Genomic DNA, 24,797 nt, shown 5'->3' with positions numbered 1-24,797 from the left:
TCGCAACTGCGGTTCGGCGCATCGTTGCGGCGACGATAGATCCGGTCGCTCAGAAGACGGCCATGACGGCGTGTAGGGTCAGCGCAGCCAGGAGCAGACTGGAGAGCAGGAACAAGGCGAACCGCGGCGCGACGCGGTTGACGGTCGCCTGCAGCGCGCTGTGCACCACCCGCACGATCACATAGCCCCAGGCAAGCCATGCATTGACGCCGTTGCCGGTTCCGCCGAGCGCGATGACGGTGCACACGGCGTAGAACAGCGTGGGCTGTTCCATCAGGTGGTTGTAATTGTGGGCCTTCCACTGCGCATGTGCGGGCAGTGCGCGATCGGCATCGGTGCCCTTGCTGCCGATCAGCGTGCGCAGATCGATCCCGGCGGCCTTCATCGCCGGCATGCGGGTGGCGATCATCCACGCGAGCATCACCAGCGTCCAGCCGATCAGCACCACCATCGGGCGCAGGATGTCGCTGTGCAAGAAAAAGCCTCCCCCGGAGCGTCGCCGGGGGAGGCTGTCTCAATCCGCCCGCGGGCGCAACATCACTTGTCGAAGATCGACGCCCACTTGCGGACCGGGCGGTCCTTCCACAGGCCGCGGTGGTAGGCGTCGGATGCGAGCAGCGGCATGACCGAGCCGGCTTCCGCGAACACCATCTGTTCGATGCCGGTGTTCACCTTGCCCCAGCTGGCCGCTTCCTGAAGCGTCGAGGACGAGCAGGCGCCGTCGCGAACGTCGGCGACGGTGATCTGCACCGCGTATTTGTGCACCTCGACATCCTCATGACCGAGGATTTCGGCGCAGACGACCGTATCCTGGATGAAGTTCTTCGGCACACCGCCGCCGATCATCAGCAGACCGGTGGTGCCGGCCTTGATCTTGATGTCGGTGAGTTCGCGGAAGTCGGCGACCGCGTCGATCATCAGGTACGGCTTGCCGGCCTTGGCATTGTCGACCTGATGCTTGACGAGGCCGAAGCCTGCCGAGCTGTCCACGAAGGCCGGGCAGAAGATCGGCACGTCATGCTCATAGGCGAGCTTGACGAGGCTGTTCTCCTTCTTGCCGTTCTCGACCAGGTACTTGCCCATCTCGCGGATGAACGCGCGCGACGAATAGGCTTTCGGCTCGATCCGGTTGCAGATCTCGTAGATCGTGTGGTCGCAGTCCTGAAGCTGCTCCTCGTCGATGTACGTGTCGTAGATACGGTCGATGTACAGCGAGCGCAGCGTGTCGTCGTCCGGCACCTCCAGCGCCTGATAATGCTTGTGGCCGAGCCCTTCGAAGAAATCCATGTCGACGATCGTCGCGCCCGTGGCGACGATCACGTCGACCATGTTGTTGCGGACGAGTTCGGCATAGAGATCCATGCAGCCGCCGGCCGAGGTGGACCCGGCGATGACCAGCACCACGGTGCAGTCCTTGTCGCCCAGCATCTGATTGTAGATCTTCGTCGCGCGGCCGAGGTCGCGGCTGGTGAAGCTCATGTCGCTCATCGCATCGACGATCGGGCGCGCGTCGAAGCTTTTGATATCGATGTGCTTGACCTGCTTGGACAGCAGCTCGGCCTTGCGATGATCGTTGATCTTGGTGTCGGTCATGGGTGCTCCCATAGGGAAATACACGTCGTTCAAAGGGGACGCGAAGACCCGCACGACGGCGGCGCGCGGGACATCCGCACGCCGCCACCGGATCACTGAAGCCGTTGCGTTACAGCTTCACGACGTTGCCGGTAACCTGTTGCGGCAACGCGATGTAGAGCGACTCCATCGGTTCGTCGGTGGCGATCACCGTCTCGTCCGATGTAAAGCCGTTGAAGGCGGTGCGCATCGCCGCGCCATATGCGCCGAGCATCCCGACTTCGATATAATCCCCGGTGTTCACGTCCGCGGGCAGCGGGAACGGCCCCGGCATGTGATCGAGGTCGTCGCAGGTCGGACCCCAGAAGCTGAACGCATGATCGCGAACCATCGACTCGGGTTCGCGCAACAGCGCCACCGGATAGCGCCAGCCGATATGAGCGGCATCGAACAACGCGCCATATGCACCATCGTTGATGTACAGTTCCTCGCCCCGGCGACGCTCGACGCGCACCACGACCGAACTGTACTCAGCACTGAGCGCACGGCCCGGTTCCGCCCACAATTCCGCAGAATAGCTGATCGGCAGGCTTTCGAACGCACGGTGGATGGTTTCGAAATACCGCTCCAGCGGCGGCGGGTTCATTCCCGGATAGACCGAGGGGAAACCACCGCCGACGTCGATGACGTCGACCGTCACCGCCGCGGACACGATCGCCTGGCGAACACGCTCCATCGCATTGCCATAGGCATCCGGGGTCATCGCCTGCGAGCCGACGTGGAAGCAGATGCCGAGCGCGTCGGCGACCTGGCGCGTGGCGAGCAGCAGTTCCTTGGCCTCGTCCGGCGCGACGCCGAACTTCGCGCCCAAGCTGAGCTTCGAATGCTCCGACGACACGCGCAGCCGGACGCACAGCGTGAGGTCCGCCGCGCCGCGCGTGGCACGGACGATTTTCGCCAGCTCTTCCATGCTGTCGAGCGAGAAGGTGCGGACGCCGTGCGTAAAATACGCCTCGGCGATCGCTTCCTCAGCCTTGACCGGGTGCATGAAGCACAGGGTCGCGCCCGGCAACGTGCGGGCGACCAGTCGCACCTCGGCGATCGAGGCGACGTCGTAGGACGTCACGCCGTTGTCATAGAGCGTGCGTAGCAGCTCCGGACTTGGGTTCGCCTTGACCGCATACATGGTACGGCCCGGAAACTTCTCCGTAAAGAAGCGGGCGGCCCGTGCCGCGGCGTGCGGACGAACGATCGTGACCGGCTGGACCGGTCGCCGATTAGCGATGTCGATGGCCCCGGCGACGTGATCGGCGGAGACGGTCGAAAGGGGTGCTAACCCCAGCGCGCGATGATGCTGGTGCAACTCAAGGGACCTCCAATTGCCTTTCGGCATACGGTGACAAAAAGCTGCCTTGCGGTTGGAAGTCCCATGGGGCAGCGGAGGCGCGAAATATGATCGCCGGGGCGCATTGTAAAGTGGCCTTTGCGACGAAAGGTTCATTTGTGACGATAATGCGACAGCCAACACGAGCCGGGGTCCGCGACGCGGCGGCCAAGGTAGCGGCGATCCTTGCCGCGACGCCGATCTTCTACGCTGAAATCAACGGCATACATGTCGCATTTAAGGCGGAATGTCTGCAGCCGGTCGGCGCGTTCAAGGTGCGCGGCGCATGGCACCGGCTGACGGCCCTGAGCGAGGATGCGCGACGCCGTGGGGTGGTGGCATTCTCGTCCGGGAATCATGCGCAGGGGATCGCGTGGGCGGCGCGGCGGCTGGGGATGGCGGCGACGGTGGTAATGCCCGGCGACGCACCGGCCGCGAAGCGGGAGGCGACGCTGGCGCTGGGTGCGGAGGTGGTGACGTACGATCGCGCCACCGAATCGCGCGAGGCGATCGCGGCGCGGCTGGCGGAGGCGCGCGGCGCGACGCTGGTGCCCAGCTTCGACGATCCATGGGTGATCGAAGGGCAGGGCAGCGCCGGTATCGAGGCGGCGGCGCAGATGACCGCCGCCGGACTGGGCGCGCCGCGCCATGTGGTGGTGCCGTGCGGAGGCGGTGGGCTGGCGGCGGGCATGGCGCTGGCGCTGCCCGATGCGCGGATGACGGTGGTCGAACCGGAGGGCTGGGACGACATGCGCCGCAGCCTGGAGGCGAGCTGGATCGAGCCGGTCGTTGCCAACCCGCCGCGGACCGCGTGCGATGCCTTGCAGACGACGCTTGTGTCGCCGTTGACGTTCGACGTGCTGTCGCGCCGCGATGCGACCGGGGTGGCGGTGAGCGAACCGGACGTGCGCGAGGCGCAACGCTGGGCCGCGGCGCACCTGCGGCTGGTGGTGGAGCCGGGCGGCGCGGTGGCGCTGGCTGCCGTACTGACGGGCAGGGTGCCGGTCGAGCCGGGGATGCTGGTGGTGCTGTCGGGCGGTAACGTCGACATGGCCGCATATGCCCGCGTCCTGGCGGGAGAGGCGGCATGAACGGCGCGCTGGACGGGATCGCCGGGGTCGCGCCGGTGGTGGCGATGCTGGCGGCGTTCGCCTGCGCGATCGGCGGCGGCTGGTTGATCGTGAAGGGGCGCGACCCGCGGAAGGGCGTGTTGATGCTGGTAATGGCCGCGGTGCTGGTCGGCAACGTGCTGATCTGGACGATGTGAGCGCGGCGCGAATGTTGCGAATGTTGACACAGTGGCGGGTATCGCGCCGGCGTGAAAGTGGCGCATGTCGAGGTGCCGGCCACCGTCGTGCTGACGCGAATGTTGCGAATGTTGAGGCGATGGTGACGTAAGCAGGCGGTGCGCGGCGCGGCGAGAGCGAGGGCGAAGCATCGTCGTCGTTAGTACGCGAGGCGCTGGCTTGTAGGACAGCCGGGGGGGGGGGCGGTTGCGGGAGGGCGTGCGCGAACGGCGGCTTTCGGGCGGTCGCGCCGCGCGCCGTGCTGGCAGAGCGCCGCGATATGCGACGTCGCCACGGGACGGCGGAGACAGGATCATGTCGGGAGCGACGAGCCGGTGCACGTCGCTCCGGACGTGAGAGTTCGCCGCGGGCAAAGCCAGCCGTGTTGGTTGGCGCGCGACATCGCTGGCCCGACCGACCCGAGGCGCGGATCGGCGTGGCCGACCCGCGCCCATCGGCTTCACTTGATCGGCGAGTTGGGGTCCAGCCGCATGTCGAGGTAATTGTCGACCGAGCGCATCAGGTCCGGCATCTCGTGTTCGAAGAAGTGGTTGGCGCGCGGGATCACGTCGTGGTGGATCGTGATGTGCTTTTGCGTGCGCAGCTTGTCGACCAGCTTCTGCGAGGCGAGCGGAGTGGCCACCTCGTCCTCCGCGCCCTGGATGATGATGCCCGAAGAGGGGCATGGGGCCAGGAACGAGAAGTCGTAGAGGTTGGCCGGCGGGGCAATCGAGATGAAGCCGCGGATTTCCGGGCGGCGCATCAGCAACTGCATGCCGATCCACGCGCCGAACGAGAAGCCGGCGATCCACGTCGTCTGCGCTTCGGGATGGAAGCTTTGCACCCAGTCGAGCGCGGAGGCGGCGTCCGACAATTCGCCGACGCCATTGTCGAACACGCCCTGGCTTTTGCCCACGCCGCGAAAATTGAAGCGCAACGTGGCGAAACCACGGCGCTGGAACGTCTTGTAGAGTTCCTGCACGATCTTGTTGTTCATCGTGCCGCCCGCATTGGGATGCGGGTGGAGGATCATCGCGACGGGCGCGCGCGGACGCGGCCCGGGAGCGAAGCGCCCCTCAATACGGCCTTCGGGTCCGGGAAAGATGACTTCGGGCATGGCAACCTTAGTAATGGGGCGGCGGGCGTTTGGGGCCGGCGGGAAGCGCGCTATATAAGCCAGACCGCCGAAAATGGAATGTGTCTTGACCGAGCCGCTGTATCTCGACCACGCCGCCACGACCCCGATGACCTCCGCCGCGATCGCCGCGGTGGCCGAAGGCATGGCGATGTGGGCCAATCCTTCTTCGCCGCATGCCGCAGGACGCCGCGCGCGCGCCGCACTGGAAGCGGCACGGGAGTGGATCGCGACGGCCTATGGCTGGAAGCACGAGGTGCTGCTGACCGGCGGGGCGAGCGAGTCGCTGGCGATCGCGCTGGGGCGGTGCACCGCGACGAAGCGCGCGATATCGGCCGTCGAGCATGATGCGGTGCTGCGCGCCGCGGGGCAGGCGCGGGTGCTGGCGGTGGATGCGTCCGGGCGGATCGATCCGGGCACGCTGTGCGACGTGCGCGACACGTTGGTGGCGGTGCAATGGTGTAACAGCGAGACGGGGGTGAAGCAGCCGATCGCCGCCATCGCCGCAGCGGTGCACGACGCGGGCGGATGGTTGCTGGTCGACGCCGCGCAGATGCCCGCGGGCGACGAACTGGCCGAGGTGGCGGATTTCGTCGCGCTGTCCGCGCACAAGCGTGGCGGACCGCCGGGCACCGGGGCGCTGCTGGTCCGCGACGTGGCGCTGTTGCATCCCAGCGGCGGGCAGGAGCGCGGCTATCGGCCGGGCACCGAGAATCTACCCGGCGTGCTGGGCCATGCCGCCGCGCTTGCGGAGCCGGAGCCGGACCATCACGAACGCCGCGCGCAACTGGACGATGCGATCCGGCGGTCCGGGGGCGAGGTGGTCGCCGGGGAGGCGGAACGGCACCCTGCGATCGGGGCGTACCGGATGCCGGGCGTAGGATCGGCGGCGCAGCTGATCCGGTTCGATATGGAGGGCGTGGCGGTGTCGGCGGGCAGCGCGTGCGCGAGCGGCAGCCTGAAGCCCAGCCACGTGCTGCGCGCGATGGGCTGGACCGAAGAGGCGTCGCGCGAGGTGGTGCGGGTCAGCTTCGGGCGGACGACCATCGATGAGGATGTGGCGCAGTTCGTCGCGGCGTGGCGGGCGGTCGCGCGCGCGACGGCGCGGTTCGTGGCGTGACGTACCTCGATTACCAGGCGACGACGCCGCTCGCCCCCGAGGCGCTTGACGCGATGATGCCGTGGTTGCGCGACGGCCACGCAAATCCGCATTCGCCGCACCGCCCGGGACGGATGGCGAAAGCGGCGGTGGAGGTAGCGCGCGCGCATGTCGCCGCGTTGATGCCGTCGGGCGGACGGGTGGTGTTCACCAGCGGCGCGACCGAGGCGCTGAACTGGGCGATCAAGGGCAGCGACCGCGCGATCGTCACGCAGGCGACCGAACATGCCGCTGTGCTGGACACGGTCGCGGCAAGCGGGCGGAAGCGCGTGGTGCTGCCGGTCGATCGCGCGGGCCGGGTCGATCCGGCGGCGGTGGCGCAGGCGGTACGTGACACCGACGCGCGGCTGGTGGCGGTGATGCTGGTCAACAACGAGATCGGGACGATCCAGCCGGTCGAAGAGATCGCGGCGGCGGTGCGCCCGACGGGTGCGCTGTTGCTGTGCGATGCGGTGCAGGGCTTCGGGCGGGTGGCGATCCCCGAGGCGTGCGACATGGTGGCGGTGTCCGCGCACAAGATCCACGGGCCGAAGGGCATCGGCGCGCTGTGGCTGCGCGATGGCGTGACGATCGCGCCACTGCTGCACGGCGGCGATCAGGAAGGCGGTCGATCGGGCACGCTGAGCCCGGCATTGTGCGCGGGCTTCGGTGCGGCGGCGGTGCTGGCGAAGGCGGGGCTTGCGGCGAATGCGGCGCATGTCGCGCGGTTGTTCGCGGTGGTGCGCGAGCGGTTGGCGGGGTGGACGATGAACGGAGCGGTCGACGGGCGCTGGCCGGGCAATGTCAGCGTGCGCCGCGATGGGCTGGATGTCGCGCGGCTGATGAGCGACGTGCGCGATGTGGCGTTCTCGGCGGGATCGGCGTGCGCGAGCGGATCGGGGCGGACCAGTCATGTGCTGCGCGCGATCGGGCTGTCGGACGCCGAAGCGCGCACCACGATCCGGATCGGTTTCGGCCGCTATACGAGCGAGGCGGAACTGGCGACGGCGCTCGACCGACTGGCGGCGGCGGCGGATGCGCAACGGGTGACGGCATGAAGGTGATGGTCGACGGCCGGGAATGGCCGGCAACGACGGGTGAGCGGTTGCTGGATGTCGCGCGGCGCAACGGGCTGGCGCTGGAGGGCACGTGCAACGGCGATCTGGCGTGCGCGACCTGCCATGTCGTTATCGCGGCTGAGTGGTTCGAACGACTGCCGCCCGCCCGCGAGGAGGAAGAGGACATGCTCGACTTGGTCGGCGATGCACGGCGGACCAGCCGGCTGGCGTGCCAGATCGTCCTGACGCCCGCGCTAGACAAGCTGTCCGTTACCTTACCATAGAGTTCAGCCAACGTGCAGCGCTACCCGAGCATCTTGCGGACAGGGCAGGGGATTTCGGGAGTGTAGCGTATGAAACTGATGACCTTGGGCTTCGCCGCGATGATGACGGTGGCGACGATGACGCCGATGGCCGCGTCGGCCCAGCCCGGCCATGACCGGCGTGGATGGGACGATCGCCGCGGTTGGGACGACCGGCGTGGCTGGGACGATCGGCGCGGGTGGAACGACCGGCGTGGCTGGCGCGGCGATCGCGGTCGGGACGACCGGCGCGGCTGGCATGACGATCGGCGTCGCTATGCGCGTAACTGGAGCAACGGCCCGCGGGTGAGGACGGTGTGTCGCTGGGTGGACGGTTATTACGGCCCGGTGCGTCGCTGCTTCAACGTGCGTCGCTAACGACTTGATTGCGCCGCCCGGCTCCTCCATACGGCGCGCGGGAGTCGGGCGGACGTGGTCGTCGCCAACTTGGTCAGGTCCTGACGGAAGCAGCCACAACGATTTCGCCGCGGGTCGTCCCGGCTCCCACCGCGCAGCCAGTGCGAAACCGGCCACCGCGCGACGGTGGCAAGCGCCGCCGGCACGGAATGGCGGGGCGACGACCCCCGGGCCGACGCGTGGCATTCCTGTTTTCCGACGCGATCTACGCGGCTGGCGTAGGATCATGGCAACGGCCAACCGTCATCGATCGTTGCGCACGCACGATCGCGATCCGGTCTTCTACAGAGACGGTGGCCCGATCTGCTGGCCCTGCCGGCGCGCTTCCTCCTCCGCCATCCTGACGCGTTGCGCGATGATCGGTGCGATGCCGGACATGGTGGCCGGCTGTGGTGGGGGACCGGCCCGACGCCGGCCGGGTTAAAGGACGGTCTGCCATGCGGGATGTTTCGACAAGCGCGCCGGCCATGCCTATATCGGCGGCGATGTCCGACTCCCTCGACCTCGGCGCGCCGCCACAGCCCGTCGCACATGCGCAGCCTTATCGTGTGCTGGCGCGCAAATACCGGCCGCAGACGTTCGACGCGCTGATCGGGCAGGACGCGATGGTCCAGACGCTGGGCAATGCGATCAAGCGCGACCGGATCGCCCACGCTTTCCTGCTGACCGGCGTGCGCGGTGTGGGCAAGACCTCCACCGCGCGGCTGATCGCCAAGGCGCTGAACTGCATCGGCCCCGATGGCAGCGGTGGCCCGACGATCGATCCGTGCGGGGTGTGCGAGCCATGCCGTGCGATCGCCGAGGGCCGGCACATCGACGTGGTCGAGATGGATGCCGCCAGCCACACCGGCATCGACGACGTGCGCGAGATCATCGAGGCATCGCGTTATTCGGCGGTGTCGGCACGCTACAAGATCTACATCATCGACGAAGTTCACATGCTGTCGAAGGCGGCGTTCAACGGGCTGCTGAAGACGCTGGAGGAACCGCCGGCGCATGTGAAATTCCTGTTCGCCACGACCGAGGTGAACAAGGTGCCGGTAACGGTGTTGTCGCGGTGCCAGCGGTTCGACTTGCGTCGTATTCCCGCGACATTGCTTGCCGAGCATTTCGGGCGCGTCGTCGCGGCGGAGGGCGCGGAGGCGGACCCCGAGGCGCTGGCGTTGATCGCACGTGCGGCGGAAGGATCCGCCCGCGACGGGCTGTCGATCCTGGACCAGGCGATCGCGCATGCCGATCTGGAAGGCGGCGGCGTGCGGGCCGAGGCGGTGCGTGAGATGCTGGGCCTGTCGGATCGCAACGCGGTGCGCGACCTGCTGGCGCTGGTGCTCGCCGCGGATGCGCCGGGCGCACTGGCCGCGCTGCGCCGTCAATATGATCTGGGCGTCGACCCGCTGGGCGTGCTGCGCGCGCTGCTGGAGGCGGTGCACGGCGTTACGCAGGTGAAGGTGGGCGCGGCCGACGACATGGCGCAGCCCGCCGAGGAACGCGCAGCCTATCGCGAGTGGGCGGGCCGATTGTCGTTCCCGGCGCTGCACCGGCTGTGGCAATTGTTCCTGAAGGGGCATGAGGAGGTCGGGCGCGCGGCATTGCCGATCGAAACCGCCGAAATGGCGATCCTGCGCGCTATTCATGCCTCGACCTTGCCCGATCCGGGTGAGCTGGCGCGGCGGATCGCGGGTGGCGAGGTGCCGGCGGGCATCGTCGCGACCCCCGCCGCGCCGCCGGAACCAGAAAGCCGCGTGCCGGCCGATTTCACGGGCGTGCTGGCTTTGCTGGACGCATCGCACAAGCTGGAATTGCTGGCGCGGCTGCGGCGTAACGCCAGCCTGGTGCGCTATGCCCCGCCCGAGATGGTGTTCAGCGGCACGCGGCCCCTGTCGGCGGATACGCTGACCGAACTGGGCGCGGTGCTGCGCGAGGCGACCGGCATGGCGTGGAAGATCGCGATGGCCGACCTGCCCGGTGCGCCGACGATGGTGGAGGCCGAGCAGGATCTGGTGCAGGCGCGCCACGACGCCGCGCGCGCGCACCCGATCGTCGCAGCCGCCTTCGATGCGTTCCCCACGGCCGAACTGGTCGATCCCAAACCCGCACAACGGAGTGTTACGTGAAAGATCTCAACGACATCCTGGCAATGGCCCAGAACGTCCAGAACGAATTGCAAAAGGCGCAGGACAGCCTCGACACGATCGAGGTCGAAGGTGTCGCCGGCGGCGGACTGGTCAAGATCAAGGCTTCCGCCAAGGGACGGATCATCGGCGTCGCGCTGGACGATTCGCTGATCGTGCCGTCCGAGAAGCAGATGCTGGAGGACCTGATCGCCGCCGCGATCAACGATGCGCGGACCAAGGCCGACGCGGTATCTTCGACCGAAATGTCGAAGATGACCAGTGGTTTGCCGCTTCCCCCGGGCTTCAAGCTGCCGTTCTGATCGCCACCCCGCGACGATCCTTGCGGTAGCGGAACAATAGCGCATGTGTCGCATTCATGGCTTCCCGAGGACAGGAGCCAGCCATGAGTGACGACCGTGTGACCGAGACGCCGCACACCACGATCATCGAGCGCCGTGGCGGCGGCGGTGGCGTGTTGATCGGACTGGCGGTGCTGATCGCCGTCGTGGTGGCAGCGTATTTCCTGCTGGTGCGCAACGACAGCGAAGTCGCGAAGAACAACGCCATTACCTCCGCGGCGAAAAGCGTGGAAAGTACCGCCGACAAGGCGGGATCGGCGATCGACGGCGCGACTGACGCGAAATGATGCAGTGCGGCGGGCGTGGTGCGGCTGGCCGGGGGGCGGCGATCTACCGTGCCGTGCCCGACCCGGATCGTGCCGCTTCCCCAACCGGCGGTGTCACCCCGGAGCGGTGATGGACCGCGAGGGGGGCCGTATCGGCGGCGGGCGGGGGCTCGTCCGGGCTCTACAGCAGCGCGCCCTGTCGATCGGTCGCCTCGCGCGCGGCGCGACGAAAGGCGGCATTGGCGTCGACATAAGGGAGGTCGGGGCGCTTGCCCGCGAACAGCTCGGCCAGCGTGATGATCTGAAGGCGGGAGTAGGTCTTCCCCGTCGCTTCGGCGCGAAAGCGGCCGACCGACGCGGCCTCCTTCTCCATCGCCTTGGTCGGCATCGCCTTGGTCAGGAACACGCCGGCCGGAGCCTTTTCGCGCTCCATCGTCGAATGCAGGTCCCGGATCATCTGCACGCCGACATGGTCGCCGCCCTTGACCGACACCAGCGCCTTTTCCATCCGCCGCCCGTCGGGCTTGAAGTAGATGATGCCGTCGATCCCGCCATCGGCACCCTTGCGACGCCCGCCGAACGGCATCGCGTCCACCATCGACACCGCCCACCACTGGAACTGGTATTTGTCCCGGCGCGCAAGATCCTCGGCGGAGGCGAGATCGCGTGGCGTGCCCTCCACGGTGAAGGCCACGCCGGGGAAGGCGGCCTGCATCCGCTTTTCGATCAACGAAATGGCGAGGTGCGTCACGTCTATGCCGATCCACTGGCGGCCGAGCTTCTGCGCGGCATGGACGGCGGTGCCGCAGCCGCAGAACGGGTCGAGCACCACATCGCCCTCGTTCGAGGAGGCGGCGATAATCCGTTCCAGCAGCGCGAGCGGTTTCTGCGTGGGATAGCCGAGCCGCTCCTGCGCCTGCGAGTTCAACGCCGGAATGTCCGCCCATAGCGCCTGAACCGGCATCCCCTTGGCCTCGTCCAGATAGCGTTTGAGGCGGATGCCGCCGGCGCGGGTGAAATGCAGGCGACCCTCGGCATCGAGCCGGCGCATCGTCTCCTCCGGCATCCGCCACAGCGAGGTGATGCCCTTGTACGCATAGGTGTAGCCGCCGCCCGACAGCCCCTTGGCCGTCAGGTTGTCGTCCATCCACTGGCGACCGTCGGCGTCGCTTTGGCGAAACCGCGCCTCGTAATCGGCGTCATAGGCCGTGTACGGCGCGTGCCACACATGTTGTGCGCCGCGGGTGTAGAAGAGCAGCGTATCGAGGTTGCGCCCCCAACGCCCGCCATCGGCATGTGCGGTGGTACGCTTCCAGATGACCTCGTTGCGATAGTGCTCCGCCCCGAAAATCCCGTCGAGCAGCAGCTTGAGATAGTGGCTCGCGGTCGAATCGCAGTGAAGATACAGGCTGCCGGTCGGCTTGAGAACGCGGTGCAACTCGACCACGCGCACCGCCATCATCGCCAGATAGGCCATCATGTCGTTGTCGCCGAGGAAACCGCGCATGGCGTTGAGCAGGTCGAACGCCTTGGTATGGCCGCTGCGCGCGACCTGATCGAAAGCATCCTCGGCGCGGTCGTTCCAGTGCCATGTGTCGGCGAACGCCTCGATCTGGGCGTCGGCGCCGGTGCCGGCGGGCGAGCGGAAAAGGATGTTGTACGTCGCGTTCGAATTGAACGGCGGATCGAGGTAGATCAGGTCGACGCTGCCCGGCGGGATGTCACGGCGCAGAACGTCGAGGTTGTCCCCGTAATAGAGGTGGTTGGCGGGGCGATTGGCACTGGACATGCAGGCGAGTGAAGCGGCTGGCGTCGTCGGTGTCGCGCGAACGTGCATCCGGGGCGGTGCGGTTTGCGCCGCCGCGCGCGCGACTTGCGCGGTTTCGGATCGATCCCGACTGGACAAAGGACGTCACTGCGGGCGGAGCGGACGGCGGGTCGCCGCGCTCCGCCCGCAGTGACGGGAGGCTTATCCGCCGTGCGCGGCCAGCGCGGCGAGCAGCAGCAGTGCGACGATATTGGTGATCTTGATCATCGGGTTCACCGCCGGGCCGGCGGTGTCCTTGTACGGATCGCCGACCGTGTCGCCGGTGATCGCGGCCTTGTGCGCCTCCGATCCCTTGCCGCCGTGATTGCCGTCCTCGATATACTTCTTGGCATTGTCCCATGCGCCGCCGCCGCTGGTCATCGACAGCGCGACGAACAGGCCGGAGACGATCACGCCAAGCAGCATCGCGCCGAGCGCCGCGAAGCCGCTGGCCTGCCCGTCGACGGCGCGGACGATGAAGTACAGCGCGATCGGCGACAGCACCGGGAGCAGCGAAGGCACGATCATCTCGCGGATCGCGGCGCGGGTGACGAGATCGACCGTGCGGCCATAGTTCGGGCGACTGGTGCCCGCCATGATGCCGGGGTTGTCGCGGAACTGCGCGCGGACCTCCTCGACCACCGCGCCCGCCGCGCGACCGACCGCGGTCATGCCGAACGCGCCGAACAGATAGGGCAGCAGCGCGCCGAGCAGCAGGCCGACGATGACGTACGGGTTGCTGAGCGAGAAATCGACGGTGAGGTCGGGGAAGAAGATCGCCAGATCGGTGGTATAGGCCCCGAACAGCACCAGCGCCGCCAGCCCCGCCGAGGCGATGGCATAGCCCTTCGTCACCGCCTTCGTCGTGTTGCCGACCGCGTCGAGCGCATCGGTGCGCGCGCGCACTTCGTCCTCCAGCCCGGCCATCTCGGCGATCCCGCCGGCATTGTCGGTGACCGGCCCGTAAGCGTCGAGCGCGACGACCATCCCGGCGAGCGCCAGCATCGCGGTGGCACTGAACGCGATGCCGATGATCCCGGCGAACTTGTAGGCGGCGATCACCGCGACGACGATGACCAGCGTCGGCAGGGCGGTCGATTCCAGACTGATCGCCAGACCCTGGATCACGTTGGTGCCGTGGCCGGTTTCGCTGGCCTTCGCGATCGATTTGACCGGACGATAATTGGTGCCGGTGTAATATTCGGTGATCCACACGATCAGGCCGGTGACCGCCAGGCCGATCATCATGCACCAGAACAGGTCGGTGCCGGTGAAGGCCGCGGCGGCGGGTACGCCCGCGACGGCGCTGTCGGTGATGCCGGTGGTGATCGCATCGAACGCCGCATCGCGATCGGCGTCGAGGAAGCCTGCGCCGCCGATCACCGCGTTCATATCACCAAGCACCCATCTGGTGACCAGCCAAAGTGCGGGGACCGACAGCAGCGCGGAAGTCCAGAACCCCTTGTACAGCGCCCCCATGATCGAGCCGTTCCTGCCCAGCCGCACCATATAGGTGCCGATGATCGAGGTGATGATGCATACCCCGCCGATCGCCAGCGGCAGGCTCATCAATCGCATCAGCTCCGCAGGGCTTGCCTGGATCAGCAGCGCGATCGACACCATCGTCACGCCCAGCGTCACGACATAGGTTTCGAACAGATCGGCGGCCATGCCCGCGCAATCGCCGACATTGTCGCCGACGTTGTCCGCGATCACGGCGGGGTTGCGGGGATCGTCCTCCGGAATGCCGGCCTCGACCTTGCCGACCAGATCCGCGCCGACGTCCGCCGCCTTGGTGAAGATGCCGCCGCCCAGCCGCGCGAAGATCGAGATCAGCGACGCGCCGAATGCCAGTGCGGTCAGCGCCTCGACGATCCGGCGATCATTGGGCAGCAAGCCGGACGGGCCGGTCAGATACCAGAAGAACAGGGCGATCGAGAGCAGGCCCAGGCCGGCGACCAGCATGCCCGTCACCGCGCCGGAGCGGAACGCCATGGTCAGGCCGCCCTGCAGCGAGCCGCGCGCCGCCTCCGCCGTGCGGACGTTGGCGCGCACCGAAATCGTCATGCCGACGAACCCCGCCGCACCCGACAGCAACGCACCGATGACGAAGCCGATCGTCGACAGCGTGCCGAGCGTGATCGCCAGTACGATCGCGACGACAACGCCGACGACGGCGATGGTGGTGTATTGCCGCCCGAGATAGGCGCGTGCGCCCTCCTGGATGGCGGCGGCAATATCCTGCATCCGCTCGTTACCGGGCGAAGCGGACAACACCTGTCGGCTGGTTACGAAGCCATAGAGTACGGCGATCAGGCCGCAGACGATGGCAAGATAGACGATCGTCATGCCCTTCATCCCTCCTTGTGGCGCGTCCGGTCTGTCGCCGGGAACGTCGCGCGGGAGAGGAGGCTAACACGCGACCGCGTCAGCGCAAGCCGTGCTGGTATCCCAGCCGTTCGGGCAGCTCGATCAACCGGTTATCCTGCGTCAAGGTCAGCCCCGCACCCGCTGCGAACGTGCCGACGCGCGTTGCGGCGACCGGCGGAGCGAAATCCGGCGACGCCGCGAACAGCAATTCGTAATCGTCGCCCGCCGTCGCCGCGAAGAGCGCGTCGGTGACGCCGCGGGCGAGCGGAACCGCGCCGAGGTCGATCGTCACCGCCAGACCGCTGACAGCGGCCATGCGCTCCGCGTCGATCAGCAGGCCGTCGGACACGTCCATCATCGCATGGACCAGCGGGGCGAGCGCGCGTCCTTCCGCAAGGCGCGGGGCAGGGCGGCGATAACGGGCGAGGAGGAGCGCGTCACCGGTGCCGGCCCGCGCGATCGCCAGCCCCGCCCCGGCATCGCCGATCGTGCCGGTGACCCACAGGCCATCCCCGGCCCGCGCGCCCGAGCGGGGCGCGGCAGCGGCATCGCGACCGAACGCGGTGACGGTGAGGACGCGCGGTGCGCCCGCGGGCAGGGTGACGGTGTCCCCGCCGATCAACGGGCAGGCGAGTGCCGCCAGCACGTTCGCGAGACCGTCGAGGAAGGCGGCGTCCCACGCGGCGTCGCGCAAGGGGTAGTTGAGGAGGATACCCTCCACGTGCGCGCCCTTGGCGGCGAGATCGGACAGATTGGTCGCGACGACTTTCCACGCGACATCCTGTGGCGGGTCAGACGCGAGGAAATGCACGCCCTCCACCAGGGTATCGGTGGTGACGGTCAGGCCGACGATCGTGGCGGTGTCGTCGGTCAGGCCATGCGCGCCGGAATGGAGCGGCATCGCGCGAAGCCGGGCGAGGAAGGCGGCCTCGTTCATCGAGCGGCGCGCATCGACGACACGGGAGCGGCGGGTGACGGGACGACCGGCCTATTCATAGGCCCCGCGCCGCATCACATAGTCACGCGTTTCGTAGGGAGCGCTCAGCCCCTCCACCCAGGCACCATGCGCGTGGGTGAGCGCGACCAGTTGCATCGGCGCGTCCGATGGCCAGCATCGCACACGCACCTCGTGGCGGTGCAGATCGCGGTTCGGCTCCATCATGACCCAGGCGAGCGGGCGATCGCGGGTGGCGCGCGTACCTGCCGCCGCCATCGCGGCACGGATGCGATCGCGCGACCGGGGCGGAAGATACTGCCACACCACCGAATGCATCAGGACGCGCGTGGTGCCGATGTCCTGCGGGGCGGCGAGTTGCGCCTCTACCCAGTCGGGCGCGTCGCCGGCGGTCAGGTCGACCGCGCGTTCGTGGACCATGTCGATTGCGGACGACAGCCGTGCCAACCGCTCGGGATTGTCGACCCAGACGTAGCCGGCGAGGCGTTCGGCCTGCGCCGGGTCGCGGACGTCGACCGGGGCGATGTCGACGCCGCGCGCGCGCTCGATGACGATCGGTGCGGCGGGCGGGGGCGGGCCGCGCCATTCGGGGACGATCGTCAGCGGCGAGTCGGCTGGACCGGCATCGACCCCGCCGAGATCGAAGCGCATGCGGCCGATCAGCAGGTTCAGCCCCGCGCTGGAGCCGATCTCCAGCACCTCGATCCGCGGACCGAAGGCGGCGGCGACATGGAGCAGCCCGGTCATCAGCCCCGCCGACCGCTGCGCCTCGTTGGTTTGCGGCGGTCCGTCGAGCCACGGCAGCAGCGTGTCGTCATGAGTGGTGATGATCTTCGCCAGCGCGGCGTCGTCGTCGGCGAACGGGTCCGCGATGCCGCGCCTGGACAAAGCGTGCAGGCCGCCGACCAGCCGCAGTACCGTGGCGTCGGCGACCGGCTCGCCCGGCCATCCGAGTACACGGTCACCGGTGCGGGTGTCGCGCGTCAGCACGCGGGCGAGCGCGCGGCACAATCCTGCGGTACGCGGGGCAGCCATCGCATCGCAATATCGTGCCTGCACCTCGAATGCGGCGCGGTTGGTGGGTTCGTCTGCCATCCACGCCTCATTGCGCCGCCGAAGGTGCCCACGTAAAGCCGCGCGCATGTCAGATCCAATCGTCATCGCCGTTCCCAAGGGGCGCATCCTCGAAGAAGCGCTGCCGTTGCTTGCGCGCGCCGGGATCGTGCCCGAGCCGGCGTTCGGCGACGAGCGCAGCCGTGCGCTGCGGTTCCGTACCGACCGCGACGGCGTCGAGCTGATCCGCGTTCGCGCGTTCGATGTCGCGACCTTCGTCGCGCATGGGGCGGCGCAGCTGGGGATCGTCGGTTCGGACGTGCTGGCGGAATTCGACTACGCCGAACTGTACGCGCCGGTCGACCTGAACATCGGCCATTGCCGCCTGTCGATCGCCGAGCCGGCGGCCGTGGCGGCGGGCGATGATCCGCGCGGGTGGAGCCACGTGCGTGTCGCGACCAAATACCCGCACGTCACCGCCCGCCATTTCGCCGCGCGCGGCGTGCAGGCGGAGTGTATCAAGCTGAACGGGGCGATGGAGCTGGCGCCGACGCTGGGGCTGGCGACGCGGATCGTCGATCTGGTGTCGTCCGGGCGGACCCTGAAGGAAAACGGGCTGGTCGAGGTGGAACGGATCATGGACGTGTCGGCGCGGCTGATCGTCAACCGGGCGGCGATGAAGACGCGCGCGCATGTCTTTCCGTTAGTCGAGGCGTTCCGCAACGCGGTGGCGGAGCAGGCGGCATGATCCGGCTGGATACGCGAGACGGCGACTTCGCGGCGCGTTTCGATACACTGGTCGATGCGCGGCGCGAGGCATCGGTGGACGTGGTGCGCGACGTCGCCACGATCGTGCGCGCGGTGCGCGACGACGGCGATGCGGCGCTGCACGCGTTCACGCAGAAGCTCGACAGGCACGATCTGAACGAAACCGGCTGGCGGGTCGATGCGGCGGCATGCGCGGCGGCGTTCGAGGGGCTGGAGCCGGAGTTGCGCGCCGCGCTGGAACTCGCGGCGGCGCGGATCCGCACCTATCACGAGAAGCAGCGCCCCGAGGATACGAGCTTCACCGATGCGGCGGGCGTCCGGCTGGGCGCGCGGTGGCGCGCGGTCGACGCGGCGGGCGTCTACGTGCCGGGCGGGCGCGCTGCCTATCCTTCGACGCTGTTGATGAACGCGATGCCGGCGCGGGTCGCGGGGGTCGAGCGGCTGGTGGTGGTGACGCCGACGCCCGACGGCGAGGTCAACCCGCTGGTGCTGGCCGCCGCGCATCTGGCAGGCGCGGACGAGGTGTGGCGCATCGGCGGTGCGCAGGCGATCGCGGCGCTCGCCTATGGCACCGAACGGATCGCGCGGGTCGACGTGGTGACCGGTCCGGGCAACGCCTGGGTCGCGGAGGCCAAGCGGCAGGTGTACGGGGTGGTCGGGATCGACATGGTAGCGGGGCCCAGCGAGATCGTGGTCGTCGCGGATGGCGCGAATGATCCGGAATGGATCGCCGCCGACCTGCTGAGCCAGGCCGAGCATGACACGACGACGCAATCCATCCTGTTCACCGACGATGCCGGGTTCGCAGAGCGCGTCGTGGCGGCGGTGGAGCGGCAGTTGCAGGCGTTGCCGACGCAGGGCGTCGCGCGGGTGGCGTGGGAGGACAATGGCGCGGTGGTGATCGTGCCGGGCCTGGCCGAGGCGATCCCGCTGGTCGATCGACTGGCGCCGGAGCATGTCGAGTTCGCGTGCGACGATCCGCGATCGCTGTTCGATCTGCTGCGTCATGCAGGGTCGGCGTTTCTGGGGCGACACACGCCGGAGGCGATCGGCGACTATGTCGCGGGGCCGAACCACGTGTTGCCGACCGGGCGACGGGCACGTTTCGCCAGCGGGCTGGGCGTCACCGATTTCATGAAGCGGACCAGCTTCCTGCAGCTCGACGAGAGCGCATTGAACGAGCTGGGGCCGGCGACGATCGCGCTGGCGCGTGCAGAGGGGCTGCCGGCGCACGCGCAATCGGTGGCGCTGCGCATCCGGACGAACCGCTAGGCGAACGTTCCTGGCGTCGGGAGGGACGGCGGGGGCGGATCTGCCGCCCCCGCCGCATCAGGTCAGCCGCCGGCGAGCTCCGCCTTGCGGTTCGCCTTGCTCTCGGCCAGCGTGGTCAGCTTGTCGTCGGTGGCCTTTTCCTCGTCGAGGGTCGCCTGCAACAACGGCACGACCTGTGTATGGCCGAGCTGCTGCGCCCAGGCGATCAGCGTGCCGTAGCGCGTGATCTCGTAATGCTCGACCGCCTGCGCCGAGGCGATCAGCGCGGCATCGAGCACCGCCTTGTCGGCGACCTCGCCCGCGACTTCGTTGGCTTCCTTGATGATGCCGTCGATCGCCGGGCAAGTGACCGCCTTGGGCTTCTGGTCCAGCGCCTCGAACGCCTGCTCCAGACGCGCGATTTGTCCCTCGGTTTCACGCAGGTGGGTCTCGAAACTCTTCTTCAGCTCCGGGGCGGTGGCCTTGTCGATCATCTTCGGCAGCGCCTTGGTGATCTGGTTCTCGGCATAATAGATGTCCTGCAGCTGATGCAGGAACAGGTCGTCGAGCGTCTCGATGTCCTTGGTGAAAAGGCCCATGATCGTTCTCCTCGGTTTTGGGGTACGCGGCATCGAACGAGACGGGTCGCCGTCCGTTGCGAGGAAATCGCCTGATGCATGTCAATCATCACCAGGGGGTGACGAACGCGTGCGCAGCGACTACAGCGCGCGGCCTATGTCCCGCACCGCCGCCAGAACCAAGGCCCGCGCCGCCGCGCGCCTCGCCGCCGTCCAGGCGCTCTACCAGCTTGAGATGGAGGGCACCGCGATGCCGGTGCTGCTCCACGAATTTCACCAGCATCGGTTGGGCGCGACGATCGACGACGTCGAATATGCCGACGCCGACGTCGCGTTCTTCGACGACGTGGTGACCGGCGTGGCGGCGCGTCAGGGCGAGATCGACCTGCTGATCGAGGAGCGGCTGACCACCGGCTGGTCGCTGGAGCGGCTGGACAAGCCGATGAAGGCGATCCTGCGTGCCGGCACCTACGAATTGCTGGCGCGTGCCGATGTGCCGGTCGGGGCGGCGATCAGTTCGTACGTCGATGTCGCGCACGCTTTCTATCAGAAGCGCGAGGCCGGGTTCGTCAACGGGTTGCTCGACGCGATCGGCAAACAGGTTCGCGAATAGCCATGGGCGACGTCGTGTCGCTGAAGGGTGCGCGCAAGGCGAAGGCCCGCGTCACTAAAGAAGCGCAGGCGAGCGCCAATCGTGTCGCGTTCGGGCGGACCAAGGCCGAAAAGGCAGCGGAGGCGCAGGAACGGACGCGGCGCGACACGGCGCTCGATGGCGCGAAGCTTACGGATAGCTGACGGTTTTCGGCACCTCCGGTAGCGGGATCCATTCGCTGTCGTTCGGGACGCTGGCGAACTCGCCGGCTTTCCACGCGCGCTTCGCCTCGCGGATCGCGTCGCGGGAGGAATGGACGAAGTTCCACCACACGTGCCGCGGGCTCGGGAACGCCGCCCCGCCGGCCAGCATCGCGCGACCGCCGGTCGGCGACGACAGCGTCGCGGTGATGCCGGGGCGCAGCACGTACAGCCGTTGCGGCTCCAGCGTAAGGCCGTCGAGCGTCGCGGTGCCACTGGCGAGGTAGATCGCACGCTCGTCGGTGCTGTCGTCGATCGGCACCGATGAGCCCGGCTCCAGCACGATGTCGGCGTAGATCGTCTCGGCATAGGCGGTGACCGGTGCGGTGGCGCCCCACAGCGAACCCATCACGACGCGCGCCGTCGCGCCGCCGGCGGTGATGATCGGCAGCGCATCGGCCGGAACATGCTCGAAGGCGGGTGCGCGATCCTCCTGACCGTCGGGCAGCGCCAGCCACGTCTGGATACCGTCGAGGCGAGGGCCGTCGACGCGGACGTCGTCCGGAGAGCGTTCCGAATGGACGATGCCCGCACCGGCCGTCATCAGGTTCACCGCGCCCGGCGCGATGCGGACGTCGCTGCCCAGCGAATCGCGATGCTGGAACGCCCCCTCGAACAGGTAGGTGACGGTGGACAGGCCGATATGCGGATGTGGCCGCACATCCACGCCGTTGCCGGGCGGCAGGTGCGCCGGCCCCATCTGATCGAAGAAGAGGAACGGGCCGACCATCGTCCGGTCGCGATGCGGCAGGGTGCGGTAAACCTTGAAGCCGCCAAGATCGTGCGTGGCGGGTTCCAGCGTCTGAAGAACCAGGTCATCGCGGGTCGACATTCAGTGCACTCCGTCAGCAATGCCGCCGCCCTAGCAGCGATCCGCGGGAGACGGAACCTGCCCGCACGTGATGCCGTTGAAGGCGCATCAATGCCAGATCGGGATTATGACATGAATTACAAAGGGTTGAGCTTGGGATTGGGGTTGTTCTCGCTGGCGCTGGGCGCTGCGGAACTGTTCGCACCCAAGCGGATCGCGCGGCGACTTGATGCGGAGGACCATGCCGGCGTCGTGCGCGGCTTCGGCGCGCGTGAGGTGGTGGCGGGGCTTGGCATCCTCGCCAGTCCGGCGGCGTCGGCGACCGTATGGAACCGGGTTGCCGGGGATGCGATCGACCTGGGTACGCTGGGGCTGGCGGCGCGGCGTTCGCCCACCAATCGCGCGATCTGGGGCGCGATCGCGTTCGTGATCGGTACGACGGTGCTGGACGTCGTGACCGCGCGCGGGCTGGATCGCCAGACGGGCAAGCTATGGCCGTTGCGTGAGCCGGCAGCTGCCTGAGCGACGACGTGGAACGTGGGTGCGAGCGGAACCGTTGAGGGCAACATGACCAAAAAGAAGCAGCAGAAATCGCGCGCCGTGGCAGCGCATGACTCCCGGCGGACGACCGCGATCGTCGCGGCAAGCGCATTCGGGGCGATCGTCGCAGCCGTTGGCGCGGCGGCCGGTATGGGATGGTTCGATCGCTTCCTGCCGGCGCGCAATGCCGAGCACGAGGTGCCCGATCTGGCCGCCGACGCCCCGACGCCCGGCACCACACGTGCCCCGGACGCATTCCGCCCCGATCCGACCGCCGCCGTGCCCGCGTCCGAGCGCGACGGCTTGCGTCCGGCGACCGGACCTGGCCCGTCGTTGTCCGCTACGCGCGGCGAGATGGCGAACCAGACGGGTGTCGGTAACGGCTGACGCTCAACCGCGCGGAAGCCAGCGCATGACGCTGCCGGAGAAGGGCGTCCACCAGCCGATACGGACGCCGCTGTCGGCCAGCGTATCGCCGGTCCAGGCGTTGCAGGTATGCAGCGCGTCGTACCGTCCGGTGCCGGGGTAGAAGGCGTCGTAGCGCGCATAGCCCGGTATCGCCGCGCCCATGCCACGGCTGGCGCGAATGGTCGCGACAAGACGGTGATACTCCTGCGGTTGCAGGGTGACGGCGCGGACATGCTCCCCCGTCGTAGGGCGCGGGACATGTTCGACGTGCAGCAGCGTGTCCGGGCTGCCGAGCGCCGCGCGCAGGACCGTGGCGAGGCGGACGTCCGACCAGGTCGGCGTACCGAGATAGAAATGGCGTTCGCCCCAGCCGACCGCGACATGATCGTGCGCGGCGTAGCGCGGGTCGGGCAGGTCGCGGGCGGGGAAGTCGCCGGTCCAGTCGACACCGGCGGCGCGCTTTGGCATGACGATCCCGGTGTGGACACCATTGTCCTCGACCCAGATCATGACCCCGGCGGCAGGGGCGACCCAGCCGGCGTTACGCGGGATGGCCGACAGCAGCAGCGCGGCGAGCACATATGCACCGCCCAGCGCGAGCATCGCCGCCGCAACACGCCCGGCGGCGCGGACGATCGCGCCAACCGGGTGCGTCGTGGAGGTGCGGGTTACAGGTCCAGCGCCCATCCGTCCCGGCCCTTGGGATCGATCGGCCGCGAGGGAATGTGGCGTTCGCGGCCGGCGGTAAGGCGCAGGATCGACCAGTCGCCACGCCGATCGACCGCAACGACGGTGCAGCCGCAGTCGGTGAAAGCGCGTTCGACCTGCTGACGTTGCGTCTCCAGCAGGCCCGCCAGCACGATCGCCGCGCCCGGTGCGGCGATCGCCGCCACCTCGGGCGCCATCGAGATCAGCGGCCCCGCCAGGATGTTGGCGATCACCAGATCATAAGGGGCGTTCGCGCCGATCGCGTCGGACAGCGCCCCGTCCGCGACAACCAGCGTGATGCCGTCGACCTGGTTCAGCGCCATATTCTCGCGCGTGACCTCGATCGCGGCCGGATCGATGTCGGTCGCGGTGACGGCGGCGGCGGGCCATAGATGTGCGGCGGCGAAGGCGAGCAGCCCGGTGCCGGTGCCCAGATCGATGGCGTTGACGATCGGGCGCGCGGCAAGCCCGTCGAGCATCGCAAGGCAACCGGAAGTGGTGGCATGATGACCCGTGCCGAACGCCTGCCCGGCGTCGATCAGGAAGGCGCGCCCGCCCGGCGGCGTTTCGACGGGGTGCGCGCTGGTATGGACGACGAAGCGACCCTCGCGGATCGGCTCCAGCCCCGCCTGGCTCATCGTCACCCAATCCTGCGAGGTGAGCGGCACGACCGCTGGCGGGGTTCCAGACGCGCTCGGCACCAGTGCGACGAGCGCGGCCAGCATCGCGGCGTCCGGCTCATGCTCGCAATAGGCGTCGAGCCGCCAGCGCTCGCGGTCGTCCTCGACCTCCTCGGTGGTCATCAGCACGGCATCGATCGCGAGATCGTCCGCGGCATCGATCGCCTCGGCCTCGGCGCGGGTGCATGGCAGGGTCACGCGCCAGCTGTCGATGTCAGCGGACATAGCTGGCTCCGTTGATGTCGAGGACCGCGCCGGTCATCGACGCGGGCGCCTCCAGTGCGCAGAAGCGGACGAGTGCGGCGACCTCCTCGGGCTGCGCGACGCGGCCGAGCGGTATGTCGGCGAGCAATTTGTCGCCGCCGCGGCTGGCGAGATAATCGTCGGCCATGCCAGTCATGGTGAAGCCGGGGCAGATCGCGAAGGCAAGGATGTTCTGCGCCGCATATCCGCGCGCGATCGTCTTGGTCATCGCGACCATCCCGGCCTTGGCGGCGGCGTAATGCCAATGGGCAGGTGAATCGCCGCGATAGGCGGCGCGGCTGGCGACGTTGATGAGCCGGCCGCCGCCAATCCCCTGCCATTGCCGCACTGCATGGCGCGACAATTGTGCTGCGGCAGTCAGGTTGATGCGCTGCGTCCGTTCCCACGACGCCAGCCAGTCGGCATCGTCGGCGTCGAGGGGATTGGCCTCGAACACGCCGGCATTGTTGACGAGCACGTCGATACGCCCGTCGAGCCGTTCCAACGCCTCGGCCCATAGCGCATCGGGGGCACCGGGATCGGCGAAATCGGCGGCGATGCCGCTGGTGGTGCCTTGTCCGGCGACCACCACGTCGGGAACGGTGGCGAGGGCTTCGGCGATCGCCGCGCCGATCCCGCGGCTCGCCCCGGTAATGAGGATGTTGGTCATGACCCCGGCATGTAGCGGCGCGGGGGCGATCAGGCTACGCCGGCGACACCATCCCTTTCGCGCGATCCTTCG

Annotated in this window: 28 protein-coding genes and 1 other RNA gene; 16 read left to right on the top strand and 13 right to left on the bottom strand. The window is 68.3% G+C overall.

Annotated elements, in window-relative coordinates; all coding sequences use genetic code 11:
• Positions 1 to 49: 49 nt before the first annotated feature.
• The 3 genes from ASE95_RS01750 to ASE95_RS01740 all read right to left on the bottom strand — a co-directional run bounded on the left by ASE95_RS01750 (position 50) and on the right by ASE95_RS01740 (position 2,935).
• Positions 50 to 475: an MAPEG family protein gene (locus ASE95_RS01750; RefSeq protein WP_056630607.1), complete on the bottom strand. Its 426-nt coding sequence runs from the start codon at positions 473 to 475 to the stop codon at positions 50 to 52.
• A gap of 62 nt (positions 476 to 537) precedes the next feature.
• Positions 538 to 1,593, bottom strand: a complete 1,056-nt coding sequence (locus ASE95_RS01745) for a 1,9-bis(guanidino)-5-aza-nonane synthase (protein WP_056630604.1) — start codon at positions 1,591 to 1,593, stop codon at positions 538 to 540.
• A gap of 109 nt (positions 1,594 to 1,702) precedes the next feature.
• Positions 1,703 to 2,935, bottom strand: coding sequence for a type III PLP-dependent enzyme (locus ASE95_RS01740; RefSeq protein WP_056630601.1), 1,233 nt, complete (start codon positions 2,933 to 2,935; stop codon positions 1,703 to 1,705).
• A gap of 149 nt (positions 2,936 to 3,084) precedes the next feature.
• Between ASE95_RS01740 and ASE95_RS01735 the strand changes: the two genes are divergently transcribed.
• Together ASE95_RS01735 and ASE95_RS01730 are read left to right on the top strand one after the other, a co-directional pair.
• The gene (locus ASE95_RS01735; protein ID WP_056630597.1) at positions 3,085 to 4,047 is read left to right on the top strand and encodes a threonine ammonia-lyase; all 963 of its coding nucleotides are present in this window, start codon (positions 3,085 to 3,087) and stop codon (positions 4,045 to 4,047) included.
• The gene (locus ASE95_RS01730; RefSeq protein WP_056630594.1) at positions 4,044 to 4,223 is read left to right on the top strand and encodes a hypothetical protein; all 180 of its coding nucleotides are present in this window, start codon (positions 4,044 to 4,046) and stop codon (positions 4,221 to 4,223) included. The genes ASE95_RS01735 and ASE95_RS01730 overlap by 4 nt, the downstream gene beginning before the upstream one ends.
• A 479-nt stretch (positions 4,224 to 4,702) precedes the next feature.
• Here ASE95_RS01730 and ASE95_RS01725 read toward each other — a convergent pair whose 3' ends face one another.
• Complete coding sequence (locus ASE95_RS01725; RefSeq protein ID WP_056630591.1) at positions 4,703 to 5,359, bottom strand: alpha/beta hydrolase; 657 nt, start codon at positions 5,357 to 5,359, stop codon at positions 4,703 to 4,705.
• 73 nt (positions 5,360 to 5,432) lie between these two features.
• Between ASE95_RS01725 and ASE95_RS01720 the strand changes: the two genes are divergently transcribed.
• From ASE95_RS01720 to ASE95_RS01690, 8 genes are all read left to right on the top strand, one after another.
• Positions 5,433 to 6,497 carry a cysteine desulfurase family protein gene (locus tag ASE95_RS01720; protein WP_056630589.1) on the top strand — a complete coding sequence of 355 codons (1,065 nt, stop codon included), beginning with the start codon at positions 5,433 to 5,435 and terminating at the stop codon, positions 6,495 to 6,497.
• Entirely contained in the window at positions 6,494 to 7,573 is a 1,080-nt protein-coding gene (locus ASE95_RS01715) for a cysteine desulfurase family protein (RefSeq protein ID WP_056632943.1), read from the top strand. The genes ASE95_RS01720 and ASE95_RS01715 overlap by 4 nt, the downstream gene beginning before the upstream one ends.
• Positions 7,570 to 7,857, top strand: a complete 288-nt coding sequence (locus tag ASE95_RS01710; RefSeq protein ID WP_056630586.1) for a 2Fe-2S iron-sulfur cluster-binding protein — start codon at positions 7,570 to 7,572, stop codon at positions 7,855 to 7,857. Before ASE95_RS01715 ends, ASE95_RS01710 begins: the two co-directional genes overlap by 4 nt.
• Positions 7,858 to 7,926: 69 nt before the next feature.
• A complete protein-coding gene (locus tag ASE95_RS01705) occupies positions 7,927 to 8,253 on the top strand; it encodes a hypothetical protein (RefSeq protein WP_056630583.1) in 327 nt (108 codons plus the stop codon).
• Between the two features lie 38 nt (positions 8,254 to 8,291).
• Positions 8,292 to 8,385, top strand: an RNA gene (ffs, locus tag ASE95_RS17170) — signal recognition particle sRNA small type.
• A gap of 392 nt (positions 8,386 to 8,777) precedes the next feature.
• Positions 8,778 to 10,406, top strand: a complete 1,629-nt coding sequence (locus tag ASE95_RS01700; protein WP_056630580.1) for a DNA polymerase III subunit gamma/tau — start codon at positions 8,778 to 8,780, stop codon at positions 10,404 to 10,406.
• On the top strand, positions 10,403 to 10,726 hold the full coding sequence (locus ASE95_RS01695) for a YbaB/EbfC family nucleoid-associated protein (protein WP_056630578.1): 324 nt from the start codon (positions 10,403 to 10,405) through the stop codon (positions 10,724 to 10,726). The genes ASE95_RS01700 and ASE95_RS01695 overlap by 4 nt, the downstream gene beginning before the upstream one ends.
• Before the next feature lie 83 nt (positions 10,727 to 10,809).
• Positions 10,810 to 11,052, top strand: coding sequence for a hypothetical protein (locus ASE95_RS01690; RefSeq protein ID WP_056630576.1), 243 nt, complete (start codon positions 10,810 to 10,812; stop codon positions 11,050 to 11,052).
• Positions 11,053 to 11,212: 160 nt separating this feature from the next.
• Here the strand turns inward: ASE95_RS01690 and ASE95_RS01685 are convergent, their stop codons facing one another.
• From ASE95_RS01685 to ASE95_RS01670, 4 genes are all read right to left on the bottom strand, one after another.
• Positions 11,213 to 12,820 carry a DNA methyltransferase gene (locus ASE95_RS01685; RefSeq protein WP_056630573.1) on the bottom strand — a complete coding sequence of 536 codons (1,608 nt, stop codon included), beginning with the start codon at positions 12,818 to 12,820 and terminating at the stop codon, positions 11,213 to 11,215.
• Positions 12,821 to 13,000: 180 nt separating this feature from the next.
• The gene (locus ASE95_RS01680; RefSeq protein ID WP_056632939.1) at positions 13,001 to 15,187 is read right to left on the bottom strand and encodes a sodium-translocating pyrophosphatase; all 2,187 of its coding nucleotides are present in this window, start codon (positions 15,185 to 15,187) and stop codon (positions 13,001 to 13,003) included.
• Between the two features lie 79 nt (positions 15,188 to 15,266).
• Complete coding sequence (thiL, locus tag ASE95_RS01675) at positions 15,267 to 16,145, bottom strand: thiamine-phosphate kinase (protein WP_056630570.1); 879 nt, start codon at positions 16,143 to 16,145, stop codon at positions 15,267 to 15,269.
• Between the two features lie 51 nt (positions 16,146 to 16,196).
• Positions 16,197 to 17,258 (bottom strand): DUF2332 domain-containing protein, encoded by a 1,062-nt coding sequence (locus ASE95_RS01670; RefSeq protein WP_056630567.1) that lies wholly within the window; start codon positions 17,256 to 17,258, stop codon positions 16,197 to 16,199.
• Positions 17,259 to 17,304: 46 nt separating this feature from the next.
• On the opposite strand from ASE95_RS01670, the gene hisG reads away from it, so the two are divergent.
• The gene (hisG, locus tag ASE95_RS01665) at positions 17,305 to 17,964 is read left to right on the top strand and encodes an ATP phosphoribosyltransferase (protein ID WP_056630564.1); all 660 of its coding nucleotides are present in this window, start codon (positions 17,305 to 17,307) and stop codon (positions 17,962 to 17,964) included.
• Entirely contained in the window at positions 17,961 to 19,256 is a 1,296-nt protein-coding gene (hisD, locus tag ASE95_RS01660; RefSeq protein ID WP_056630560.1) for a histidinol dehydrogenase, read from the top strand. The genes hisG and hisD overlap by 4 nt, the downstream gene beginning before the upstream one ends.
• A 62-nt stretch (positions 19,257 to 19,318) precedes the next feature.
• Here hisD and ASE95_RS01655 read toward each other — a convergent pair whose 3' ends face one another.
• Positions 19,319 to 19,834 carry a YciE/YciF ferroxidase family protein gene (locus ASE95_RS01655; protein WP_056630557.1) on the bottom strand — a complete coding sequence of 172 codons (516 nt, stop codon included), beginning with the start codon at positions 19,832 to 19,834 and terminating at the stop codon, positions 19,319 to 19,321.
• Between the two features lie 136 nt (positions 19,835 to 19,970).
• Between ASE95_RS01655 and nusB the strand changes: the two genes are divergently transcribed.
• Positions 19,971 to 20,426: a transcription antitermination factor NusB gene (gene nusB, locus ASE95_RS01650; protein WP_056630554.1), complete on the top strand. Its 456-nt coding sequence runs from the start codon at positions 19,971 to 19,973 to the stop codon at positions 20,424 to 20,426.
• A 2-nt stretch (positions 20,427 to 20,428) separates the two neighbouring features.
• Positions 20,429 to 20,608, top strand: a complete 180-nt coding sequence (locus tag ASE95_RS01645; RefSeq protein WP_056630551.1) for a DUF4169 family protein — start codon at positions 20,429 to 20,431, stop codon at positions 20,606 to 20,608.
• Here ASE95_RS01645 and ASE95_RS01640 read toward each other — a convergent pair.
• Positions 20,595 to 21,497 (bottom strand): pirin family protein, encoded by a 903-nt coding sequence (locus ASE95_RS01640; RefSeq protein WP_056630548.1) that lies wholly within the window; start codon positions 21,495 to 21,497, stop codon positions 20,595 to 20,597. The genes ASE95_RS01645 and ASE95_RS01640 overlap by 14 nt on opposite strands.
• 90 nt (positions 21,498 to 21,587) lie before the next feature.
• On the opposite strand from ASE95_RS01640, the gene ASE95_RS01635 reads away from it, so the two are divergent.
• Entirely contained in the window at positions 21,588 to 21,998 is a 411-nt protein-coding gene (locus tag ASE95_RS01635) for a hypothetical protein (RefSeq protein ID WP_235528123.1), read from the top strand.
• 45 nt (positions 21,999 to 22,043) lie between these two features.
• Entirely contained in the window at positions 22,044 to 22,403 is a 360-nt protein-coding gene (locus ASE95_RS01630) for a hypothetical protein (RefSeq protein WP_056630544.1), read from the top strand.
• A 3-nt stretch (positions 22,404 to 22,406) separates the two neighbouring features.
• On the opposite strand, the gene ASE95_RS01625 is transcribed toward ASE95_RS01630, so the two are convergent.
• The 3 genes from ASE95_RS01625 to ASE95_RS01615 are packed head-to-tail and all read right to left on the bottom strand — an operon-like array spanning position 22,407 to position 24,725.
• Positions 22,407 to 23,111, bottom strand: coding sequence for a TIGR02117 family protein (locus ASE95_RS01625; RefSeq protein WP_082449439.1), 705 nt, complete (start codon positions 23,109 to 23,111; stop codon positions 22,407 to 22,409).
• On the bottom strand, positions 23,093 to 24,037 hold the full coding sequence (locus ASE95_RS01620) for a 50S ribosomal protein L11 methyltransferase (protein WP_056630537.1): 945 nt from the start codon (positions 24,035 to 24,037) through the stop codon (positions 23,093 to 23,095). Before ASE95_RS01620 ends, ASE95_RS01625 begins: the two co-directional genes overlap by 19 nt.
• Complete coding sequence (locus ASE95_RS01615) at positions 24,027 to 24,725, bottom strand: SDR family NAD(P)-dependent oxidoreductase (RefSeq protein WP_056630534.1); 699 nt, start codon at positions 24,723 to 24,725, stop codon at positions 24,027 to 24,029. The genes ASE95_RS01620 and ASE95_RS01615 overlap by 11 nt, the downstream gene beginning before the upstream one ends.
• Between the last annotated feature and the right edge of the window lie 72 nt (positions 24,726 to 24,797).

The organism is Sphingomonas sp. Leaf231 (assembly GCF_001421995.1).
Taxonomy (GTDB): Bacteria; Pseudomonadota; Alphaproteobacteria; order Sphingomonadales; family Sphingomonadaceae; genus Sphingomonas.
The sequence above is the reverse complement of the archived record's forward strand: the minus strand, read 5'-3'. Positions and strand labels throughout refer to the sequence as shown.